Source organism: Neoroseomonas alkaliterrae (assembly GCF_014199195.1).
Taxonomy (GTDB): Bacteria; Pseudomonadota; Alphaproteobacteria; order Acetobacterales; family Acetobacteraceae; genus Neoroseomonas; species Neoroseomonas alkaliterrae.
In genome coordinates, this window is sequence record NZ_JACIJE010000002.1 from 538,786 (window position 1) to 548,870 (window position 10,085).

General features: G+C 73.4%; 8 protein-coding genes. 4 read left to right on the forward strand and 4 right to left on the reverse strand.

Annotation, left to right across the window (positions count from 1 at the left end; genetic code table 11):
* Positions 1-36 precede the first annotated feature (36 nt).
* From FHS88_RS05955 to FHS88_RS05965, 3 genes are read right to left on the reverse strand one after another with little or no spacing between them, the layout of a single operon-like run.
* Positions 37-3,264: an error-prone DNA polymerase gene (locus FHS88_RS05955; RefSeq protein WP_184482263.1), complete on the reverse strand. Its 3,228-nt coding sequence runs from the start codon at positions 3,262-3,264 to the stop codon at positions 37-39.
* Positions 3,261-4,901 (reverse strand): Y-family DNA polymerase, encoded by a 1,641-nt coding sequence (locus FHS88_RS05960; protein ID WP_338146430.1) that lies wholly within the window; start codon positions 4,899-4,901, stop codon positions 3,261-3,263. Before FHS88_RS05960 ends, FHS88_RS05955 begins: the two co-directional genes overlap by 4 nt.
* Positions 4,898-5,623, reverse strand: a complete 726-nt coding sequence (locus FHS88_RS05965) for an ImuA family protein (protein WP_184482266.1) — start codon at positions 5,621-5,623, stop codon at positions 4,898-4,900. Before FHS88_RS05965 ends, FHS88_RS05960 begins: the two co-directional genes overlap by 4 nt.
* Before the next feature lie 209 nt (positions 5,624-5,832).
* Here FHS88_RS05965 and FHS88_RS05970 point away from each other — a divergent pair, with 209 nt between their 5' ends.
* Positions 5,833-6,855: a cysteine synthase A gene (locus tag FHS88_RS05970; protein ID WP_184482268.1), complete on the forward strand. Its 1,023-nt coding sequence runs from the start codon at positions 5,833-5,835 to the stop codon at positions 6,853-6,855.
* Between the two features lie 19 nt (positions 6,856-6,874).
* The gene (gene cysE / locus FHS88_RS05975) at positions 6,875-7,528 is read left to right on the forward strand and encodes a serine O-acetyltransferase (protein WP_184482270.1); all 654 of its coding nucleotides are present in this window, start codon (positions 6,875-6,877) and stop codon (positions 7,526-7,528) included.
* A 48-nt stretch (positions 7,529-7,576) separates the two neighbouring features.
* Here the strand turns inward: cysE and FHS88_RS05980 are convergent, their stop codons facing one another.
* Positions 7,577-7,798 (reverse strand): DUF1127 domain-containing protein, encoded by a 222-nt coding sequence (locus FHS88_RS05980; protein WP_211842229.1) that lies wholly within the window; start codon positions 7,796-7,798, stop codon positions 7,577-7,579.
* A 120-nt stretch (positions 7,799-7,918) separates the two neighbouring features.
* Here FHS88_RS05980 and FHS88_RS05985 point away from each other — a divergent pair, with 120 nt between their 5' ends.
* Positions 7,919-8,803, forward strand: a complete 885-nt coding sequence (locus tag FHS88_RS05985; protein ID WP_184482272.1) for a LysR substrate-binding domain-containing protein — start codon at positions 7,919-7,921, stop codon at positions 8,801-8,803.
* Positions 8,804-9,067: 264 nt separating this feature from the next.
* The gene (locus FHS88_RS05990) at positions 9,068-10,045 is read left to right on the forward strand and encodes an NAD-dependent epimerase/dehydratase family protein (protein ID WP_184482274.1); all 978 of its coding nucleotides are present in this window, start codon (positions 9,068-9,070) and stop codon (positions 10,043-10,045) included.
* Positions 10,046-10,085 lie beyond the last annotated feature (40 nt).

Sequence of the window (10,085 nt, forward strand, 5' to 3'; positions counted from 1 at the left end):
TAACGCAACTGAGAATGATTCGCAATAAGCGGATGCTCAGTGAAAGTCGCGGCTCGCCGGCATGCGGATGCGCGCACGGGGATCATCGCGCGGATTGGGACGGCGCACCTCGTCCGCCCGCGCCATGGCGGCCTCCCAGCGCGCCTCCCCCATCAGGTGCAGCCCGTCGAGCAGGTCGGAACGGTCCTCGATCCGCGCGACAAGCAGGTGGATGATCGGCACCTCGGCGGATTCGAGCCGCTCCACGCGGCCCTCGGCGACGACCAGGCGGGAGGCGACGACGGCGGCGCGGAAGCGCTCCGCAGTGTCGGGATACATCACCAGGTTGGCAATGCCGTGCTCGTCCTCGATGGTGAAGAACACCACGCCCTTGGCGCTGCCCGGGCGCTGGCGCACCAGCACGAGGCCGGGCAGACGCAGCCGCCGCCCCTGCGGCGCGCCGTTCAGCGCGCGCGTGTCGGCAAGCCCCAGCGCATCGAGCCGCGGCCGCAGCAGCGCCAGGGGATGCGCGCGCAGGGTGAGCCCGGTGCCGGCATAGTCGAGCACCGTCTGCTCCCCTGAAGTTGCGCGCGGCAGGCGCGGCGCCGCCTCGCGCCCCTCCGCCGCGGCCAATGGCGGCGCCGGCGCGGACAACGCCGCGGCATCCCACAGCGCCGCGCGCCTGTCCCGCCCAAGGCCGCGGAAGGCGTCGGCGCGGGCCAGCGCCTCCAGCGCGCCGCGATCGAGCCTCGCGCGCCGCGCCAGGTCTGCGATGGATGCGAAGGGCGCTTCGGCCCGCGCCTCCTCGATGCGCCTTGCCTCCGCCTCCCCGAGGCCGGTGACGAGGCGCAGGCCGAGCCTGAGAGCGAGCCCTTCCGCGCTGCGCGGGTCGCGTTCCAGCGTGCAGTCCCAGGCGCTCGCGGTCACGTCCGCCGCGCGCACGGCTACCCGGTGCTCGCGCGCATCGCGCACGATCTGCGCCGGCGCGTAGAAGCCCATGGGCTGGCTGTTGAGCAGCGCGCAGGCGAAGACCGCGGGGTGGTGGCACTTCACCCAGGCGCTCGCATAGACCAGCAGGGCGAAGGACATGGCATGGCTTTCCGGGAAGCCGTAGGTGCCGAAGCCCTCGATCTGGTGGAAGCAGCGCTCGGCGAAGTCGCGGCTGTAGCCGCGCCGCGTCATGCCGCCGACGAACTTGTCGCGGAACTGCATGACCTTGCCCTCGGCGCGGAAAGTCGCCATGGCGCGGCGCAGGGCGTCGGCCTCGGTCGGGGTGAACCGCGCCGCGACGATGGCGATGCGCATCGCTTGTTCCTGGAACAGGGGAACGCCGAAGGTGTGGCGCAGCACCTTCGCGAGCTCGTCCGGCGGGCCGTGCTCCGGCGCGGGGCCGGGCAGTTCCACGGGCTCCTCGCCCGCGCGCCGCCGCAGATAGGGATGGACCATGTCGCCCTGGATCGGGCCGGGTCGCACGATCGCCACCTGCACCACCAGGTCGTAGAACGTTCTGGGCTTCAGGCGCGGCAGCATGTTCATCTGCGCGCGGCTCTCGACCTGGAAGACGCCGACCGCATCCGCCCGGCGCAGCATGGCATAGACGCGCGGATCCTCGGGCGGCAGATCCTCCAGCGCCAGGCGGCGCCCGTGATGCGCCTCGATCAGGTCGAAGCAGCGCCTGAGGCAGGTCAGCATGCCGAGGCCGAGCACATCCACCTTGAGGATCCGCAGCGCCTCGATGTCGTCCTTGTCCCATTCGAGCGTGGTGCGCCCGTCCATCGCCGCCTGCGTCACCACCGCGTGCTCGACCAGCGGGCCTTTGGTGATGACGAAGCCGCCGACATGGGTGGAGAGGTGGCGCGGGAAATCCTGGATCTCGTCGGCGAGTTCGATCGCCAGCGCGAGCCGCGGGTCGCCCTGCGCGTCGAGGCCGCGTTCGGCGGCCACCTCGGCCATGTCGCGGTCCCCGCGCGGCCCCCAGGAGGCGCGGGCGAGGCCCGCCGTGATGTCCTCCGTGAGGCCCAGCGCCTTGCCGACCTCGCGGATCGCGCTGCGCGGGCGGAAGCGGACCAGTGTCGCGCAGATCGCCGCGCGGTCCCGGCCGTAGCGGTCGTAGATGTGCTGGATGACCTCCTCGCGCCGCTCATGCTCGAAATCCACGTCGATGTCGGGCGGCTCGTCGCGCGCGGCCGAGATGAAGCGTTCGAACAGCAGGTCGTGCGTGTCCACATCGGCGGCGGTGATGCCGAGCACGTAGCAGATGGCGGAATTGGCGGCCGAGCCGCGCCCCTGGCACAGGATGCCCCGCGAGCGCGCGAAGCGGACGATCTCGTGCACGGTCAGGAAATAGGGCGCGTAGCCGAGGTCGCGCACCAGCGTCATCTCGTGCGCGATCAGCCCGCGCAGCCTGGCCGAGGCGCCTTGCGGCCAGCGCCGCGCCAGCGCCTCCTCCACGCGCCTTTCTAGCGTCTCCTGCGCGCCCAGGCCGGGCTCGAGGATCTCATCGGGATATTCGTAGCGGAGCTGGTCGAGCGAGAAGCCGCAGGCCGCCACGACGCGCATCGTGTTGGCGACCGCCTCCTCGTGCCCGGCGAACAGGCGGCGCATCTCCGACTCGGGCTTCAGATGCGCCTCGGCATTCGGCGCCGCGGCCAGGCCCAGCGCATCCACCGTGGTGCGCAGGCGGATCGCCGCCAGCACATCGGCAAGGCGCCGCCGCGCCGGCACATGGAAGCGCACGCCGCCGGCGGCGAGCAGCGGCGCGCCGATCGCGGCCAGCGCATCGAGCCGCCTGCGGTCGTCCCCGCCATGGCGATGCGCGGCGGCCAGGAACAAGGGCAGCGGCAGGCGCTTGCGCAGCGCCGCCATGTCGCGGCGCATGCGGTCCGCGAAGTCCTCATCCGGGCTCTCGGGGGCGAGGCGGGCGAGCACGCTCCCCTCGGCGGCGCCGATCAGCGCGTCGCGCCCGATGCGGCATTCCCCCTTGGGCGAGGCGAGCCGCGCCTCCGACAGCATCCGCGTCAGCCGCCCCCAGGCGGCGCGATCGCCGGGCCAGGCGAGATACTCCGCCCCATCCTGCAGCGCGATTCGCACGCCCGGCACGAAGCGCAGCCCGGCCCTGCGTGCCGCCACATGCGCGCGCACCACGCCGGCGAAGGAATTGCGGTCCGCCACGCCGACCGCGGCATGGCCCAGCGCCTTCGCGCCTTCCACGATCTCGTGCGGATGCGACGCACCTTCCAGGAAGGAGAAGTTCGTCAGCGCGCCGAGCTCGGCATACCCGCTCATGGCAGGTGGCCATGCAGCGCCCAGCGCGCCTCCTCGCCGTGCTCCGCGAGGCCGATGCGGCAGACCCAGAGCCGCGCGCCGGAGGCCAGCTCCACCCGGTAGTAGTCGCGCAGCCTGCGGTCGGGGCGGTCGCGCCACCATTCGGGCTCGAAGCGCTCCGGCCCCTCGGCGCGCAGCACGCGATGCGAGGCGCGGCCGATCCGCAGCAGGGAGGGCGGCGCATCCGGCAGCAGGGCCACCGCCCCGATGAAGGGCGGGCGGCGCAGCAGGCGCACGGGGCGGGGCTTCGCGGCCCAGCCGGGGAAATCCTCCACCGGATCGAAGGCGCCGATGCGCTGCATGGCGCGTTCCGGCCAGTGCGAGGCGCGCGGGGCGAGGCGCCAGACCGGCAGGCGCTGCGACAGGCGATCCAGCAATTGCGCCAGCTCCTCCCGCCGCGCCGCGCGCCCGGCCGTGCCCAGCCCGTCCTGCACCCCTGTCAGCGGGTCGGTCGCGGGGGCTTCCAGCGTGAGCCGGTCGAAGCCGCAGCCGGGTTCCAGCCGTTCCAGTTTCCCGTGGAACAGCCGGGCGAGGTGCCTCGCCTCGCGCGTCGCGAGCCCGGTGCCGATCGCGACCTCCTGCACCGCGCCATCCACCCGGTGCGCGCGCAGCAGCATCCGCCGCGCGCCCCGCCCGGCATCCCGCAAGGCGCGGCACAGATCCCCGAGCAGCAGGCCGAGCGCCGCCTCGATCCCTTCCCGCGTCACTACCGGATCGGCGAAGTCCCGCGCCACGCGCATCTCCGGCGGCGGGCGGATGGGCGAGATCGGGCGCGCCGCCCTGCCCAGCGCCTCGTCCAGCGCACGCGCCAGCCCGGCCCCGAATCGGCGCACCAAACCAGCCCGAGGCTGTGCCGCGACGCTGCCGACATCGCGCAGGCCGAGCCCCTGCAGGGCGCCGACCAGTGCAGGGTCCAGGCGCAGCGCCGCGAGCGGCAGGGGTGACACGGCCGCGGCTTCCCCGCCCTCCGCGACCAGCCCCTCCCGCCCGGCGCGGACCAGCGCCAGCGCCGTGCCGGCCATGCCCGCCACCGCCCCCAGCGCCGTCAGGCCCAGGCGTGAAAGCCGGTCCAGGACCTCCTGCCGGAGGGCCGCCTCGCCGCCGAACAGGTGCTCCACCCCGGTGATGTCGAGCAGCAGCGAATCCCCGCCCTCGGTCCCCGCCAGCGGCGTGAAGCGCAGCGCCCAGAGCGCGAGGCGGTCCAGCGCCGCGGCATCGCCGGCCGGATCCTCCGGCACCAGCAGCACGCCTGGCAGGATGGCCTGCGCATCCGCCAGCGCCTGGCCTGCCCGCAGCCCTGCCGCTTCGGCCTCCGCCCCGACCGCCACCACCACCCGCCGCGACCCGCGCTGCGCCCAGACGGCGACCGGGCCGGGGCGGCGCAGCCGCTCGACCGGCAGGCGGGGGAGGAGAAGGGCGAGGATGCGGCGGCGGGACGTGCAGCCAGGGGGCGCCGCCGCCCTCTGGACCCCCGCCGGGCAGGCTGCGGACTCCCCGGGCCCCGCGCCCGATGGCAGCGAGGGGCCGGGAGGCCGGGTGGGCTGGCCCCCCGCTGCCGCCATCCCCATCCGCGGCGGCCTGCAGCATCGCCGCCTCATGCCCGCCTCCGCGCCGAGCCGGCCTGAGCCGTCTCCTCCCCGGTCACCAGCCGGTCGCCATGCCAGGTCGCGCGCCAGGACGCGGGGCGGCCGCCGCGGCAGCGCAGCAGGTCGAGACTCCAGGCCGGGTCGCCGAGCGCATGCGGGCTGCCGCTGTCCGAGGTCACGGCCCCGATCCGCCAGCGGGTCAGGGCGGCGGTCGGGGCGGCGTTGTCCGCGTCCGGGCGCAGCAGCAGGCCGAGCACGCCACCCGCCTCGGCCGCGAGCTGCAGCCGCCGCGCGGCCGTCAGGTCGAGCGCGCCCGCGACCAGCAGCGCCGCGCCGACCGCCGGGCAGCGCAGGGTTTCCTCCATGGCCCAGAGCGCGTCCTGCTCCCGCGCGGCGCGAACCAGCACGAGCTGCGCGGGGGAAAGGCCGAATCGGGCGAGGCCCGGCGGCCAGGCATCGGGTTCCGGCGCGATCCACAGCACCGTGCCGCCGGCCCGGGCGAGCACCAAGGCGGCGAAGCCTGCGGCCGCGCCCGGCTCGGCGGCCAGGATCTCGTGCAGCGCCGCGCGCGGCAGGCCGCCCCAGGGCAGGGCGGCATCCATGGCGGGGCAGAGCGGGACCGCATCCTCCCCGCGCGCCGCCAGGGCTTCGGCCGCGCCGGCGCGTTCCAGGCGCGCGATGCGCGCGCGCAGGGCCGAAAGAAGGGCAGGGCGGTCGAGCGGAGGGGCGGACATGGCCTGGGGGAGGGGCCGTTGTTGTTCGCTTTATGTTCTCGTATCGCGCCCCGGAAGGTCAAGAAGCGTGGAGGCCTTGCCCCGGCGGGCGCAGCCGGCAACCAAGGGATTCTGCCCGCAAGCCCTTCCGGAGAAAGGGTTTCGCTCCCCTTGTTCCAGGGCCCGCGGCACCCGACCATCACCGCGGAAAGCGCAAGGAACGCCCGGTCATGGATGCAGCCCCGCCACCCGCCACCGGCATTGTGGACGGCTTCGAGGGCGCGGTCGGCAACACGCCGCTGATCCGCCTGCGCCGCGCCAGCGCCGCGACGGGATGCGAGATCCTCGGCAAGGCGGAGTTCATGAATCCCGGCGGATCGGTGAAGGACCGGGCCGGCCTCGGCATCATCCTCGACGCCGAGAGGCGCGGCCTGCTCACGCCCGGCAAGCCCGGCACGATCGTGGAGGGCACCGCCGGCAACACCGGCATCGGCATCACCCTCGTCGCCAATGCCCGCGGCTACCGCAGCGTGATCGTGGTGCCCGAGACGCAGAGCCGCGAGAAGATCGACTTCCTGCGCATGATCGGCGCCGATCTGCGCCTCGTGCCGGCGAAGCCCTTCTCCGACCCCGGCAACTACGTCCATGTCAGCCGCCGCCTCGCCGAGGAGATGGGCGCGGTGCATGCCAACCAGTTCGACAACACCGCCAACCGGGCGGCGCACGAGGCGACGACGGGGCCCGAGATCTGGGCCCAGACCGATGGCCGCGTGGACGCCTTCACCTGTTCCTGCGGCACCGGCGGCACGCTGGCCGGCGTGGCCCGCGCCCTCAAGGTGCGCAACCCGGGCGTGCGGATCGTGCTCGCCGACCCGATGGGCAGTGCCCTCTATTCCTGGGTCAAGACCGGTACGCTGAAGGCCGAGGGCAGTTCCATCACCGAGGGCATCGGCCAGGCCGCCCGCGTGCCCGGCAACCTCGAGCCCGACCGCGCGCTGATCGACGACGCGCTGCAGGTGACGGACGAGGAGGCGCTCGAGCAGGTCTTCGACCTGCAGATCCACGAAGGCATCTCGGTCGGCGGATCGGCCGGCATCAATGTCGCCGCCGCGATCAAGGTGGCGAAGGCGCTCGGGCCCGGGCACCGCATCGTCACCATCCTCTGCGACGGCGGAGCGCGCTACCAGTCCAAGCTGTTCAATCCGGAATTCCTGCGCGGCAAGGGCCTGCCCGTGCCGCCCTGGCTTGCCTGATCCGTCGAGGCCGCGCCCCATGGAAGCGATCGAACTCGCCCGCGCCATCCGCAACCGGGACCCCGCCCGGCCCTCCTGGCCGGAGACGATCCTCTGCTACGCGGGGCTGCACGCCGTGCTGTGGCATCGCCTGGCGCATGCGCTGTGGCGGATCGGGCTCAGGGGCCTCGCGCGCTTCGTCTCGCATCTCGGCCGGTTCCTCACCGGCATCGAGATCCATCCCGGCGCGCGCATCGGCCGGCGGCTCTTCATCGACCACGGCATGGGCGTGGTGATCGGGGAGACGGCCGAGATCGGCGACGACGTGCTGATCTATCATGGCGTCACGCTCGGTGGCCTGTCGGGCCAGCCCGGCAAGCGGCATCCGACGATCGGCAACAATGTCGCCATCGGCGCGGGCGCGCAGGTCCTGGGGCCGATCACCGTCGGCGACGGCGCGCGGATCGGCGCCAATGCGGTGGTGACGAAGGACGTGCCGCCGAACTGCACCGTGGTCGGCATCCCGGCCCGGCCGCCGGCGGGCTCGACCTGCTCCGATCCGACGGTCGGCTACGGCATCACCGACCCCGAGGACGACCCTGTCGGCGAGCAGCTCGCGGCCCTGCGGGCGGAACTGGCCGCGCTGCGGGCGCGCGTCGCCGAGCTCGAGCGCCAGCCTGAGCCGACCCGCTGACCGGCTCGCCGCCGGGCCCTTCGCTTCAGGAGGATTCCGCGGCGACGATCAACGCCGCCGTGGCGCGAGGTCCCACGGCGCGCGGGAGGCTTCCTCCAGCGCCTCGGCCCGGCTGATGCCGATGTCCGAGAGCAGGCGGTCGTCGAGTTCCGCCAACTGGCGACGGCTGCGGATCGCCTGGATGCAGCGGCGCAGCCAGCCGAGCCACGGCATGCCCGCGGAAGCGGCGATCCGGTCGGTGTGGGAGGCGGGAAGGCTGCGCGTGGTCATGGGGCGATCCTGCTGGTTGCGCCTGGGCGGGGAGGATCGCACCGGCAGGCGCATCAGAAAAACGAAATCCCTTGACGATTATCATCAGCATCGTTGATTTCAGGCCCGGAGGAGACGCCGATGCTCGCCATCCCCCCTGGCCTTGATCCGGACCTGCTGCGCTCCTTCGTGCTGATTGCGGAGGGCGGTTCCTTCACCCGCGCGGCCAATGCGGTGGGGCGCACCCAGTCCGCCGTCTCGATGCAGATCCGCCGGCTCGAGGAGACGCTCGGCCAGCCCCTGCTGCTGCGCGGCCCGCGTGGGGTCGAGACGACGCCGCACGGCGCCTGGCTCCTGGAACGCGCGCGCCGCCTGCTCGCGATGCATGACGAGATCGTCGCCACCTTCCGCGCGCCGGCCGTCGCGGGGACGGTGCGGCTCGGCACGCCCGACGACTACGCGCTGCGCTGGCTGCCGGGCATCCTCGCCCGCTTCGCCGAGGTGCATCCGGCGGTCGAGGTCGTGGTCACCTGCGCCCCGTCCAACGAACTCGTCGAGCGGCTGGATCGCGACGAGATCGATCTCACCCTCCTGTCCGCCGGCAACGAGGGGCCCGGTGCATCGGGGCAGACCCTGTGGCAGGCGGGGCTTCGCTGGATCGGGTCCGCGACTCATGCGACGCATCGCCGCGCGCCGATCCCGCTCGCCCTGGCGCAGCCGCGCTGCGTGTGGCGGCGGGCCGCGGTGCGGGCGCTGGAGGAGGCCGGCATGCCCTGGCGCGTCGCCTACACGAGCACATCGCAGACCGGCACGCTCGCTCCGGCGCTGGCGGGGCTCGCGGTGACCGTCGCGCTTCCCGGCCCGCTGCCGCCCGGCCTGCGGTTCCTGGGGCCGGAGGACGGCATGCCGCCGCTGCCGGATTTCGCCATCATCCTGCTGCGCGGCGCGGCCGGCGGGCCCGTGGTCGAGACCCTCGCCGAGGCCATCCGCGCCGGGTTCGCGGAGGCCGCCGTCACGCAGGCTTGAGCGGCCCGGGCCGTCGTGCAATCTGCCGCGGCCTTTGCGGGCCATGCGGATCGGGAGGGGATGCGTGCGCCGTCGGAGATTGACTGCAGGCCGGCCCGCCGCGGCGTTGCGCCGCCATCCCGCCGGGGGCGGCGGTGATCGCTGCGGTGGAAGTCGCACGCATCCGCTGTCCGGACCGCGATCGGGGGGCGAGATGCGGTTCGGCGGACGATCGCCGGCCGGGATTCGTGCGCCTTGGACGGCGCGGGCGCGGATGGCGCGCGCATGAGCATCCTGCTGACCGGCGCCGCGGGCTTCATCGGCATGCATGTCGCCGAGGCGCTGCTGGCGCGCGGCGAGCATGTGATCGGCGTGGACAATCTGAGCCCCTACTACGACGTGCGGCTCAAGCGCGCGCGGCTGGGGCGCCTTGAGTCGCATCGGAACTTCGAGTTCCTCGAGGCGGACATCTCCGATCGCGAGGTCATGCTCCCGCTGGCCGCGCGGTACCCGAGGGTGACGCGGATCGTCCACCTCGCGGCCCAGCCGGGTGTGCGGCACTCGCTCGTCGATCCCTTCGCCTATGTGCAGGCGAATGTGATGGGCCATCTCGTGGTGCTGGAGATGGCGCGGCGGCTGCCGAGGATCGAGCATCTCGTCTATGCGTCGTCCTCCTCGGTCTATGGCGGGAATCGCAAGCTGCCTTTCGCCGAGACGGACCGGGTGGACCATCCGGTCTCGCTCTATGCGGCCACGAAGCGTGCGGATGAGCTGATCAGCGAATCCTACGCCCATCTGTTCGGCCTGCCGCAGTCGGGCCTGCGGTTCTTCACGGTCTATGGCCCCTGGGGCAGGCCGGACATGGCGCCCTGGATGTTCGCGGAAGCCATCCTGCGGGGACGGCCGATCACGCTTTACGACGGCGGGCGGCTGAAGCGGGACTTCACCTATGTCGGGGACATCGTCGCGGGCGTGCTGGGCTGCCTCGACCATCCCGCTGCTGGGGCGTCGCCACGCATCCTCAACATCGGCAACCACCGCAGCGAGGGGGTCCGGCGATTCGTCGCGGTGCTGGAGGAGGCGCTGGGCCGGCGAGCGATCATCGTCGATGCGCCGCGTCCGGCGACGGATGTGGAGGAGACTTTCGCGGATATCGGCGCGATCCGCGAGGTGTGCGGCTTCGAGCCCGCCACGCCGATCGAGGTGGGCATCCCTCGTTTCGTCTCCTGGTTTCTTGTTTGGTCTGGTGTTGGGGGGGCTTGACGTGTGTGAGTTGTGTTCGTAGAAGCCCGCCCACGCCGCT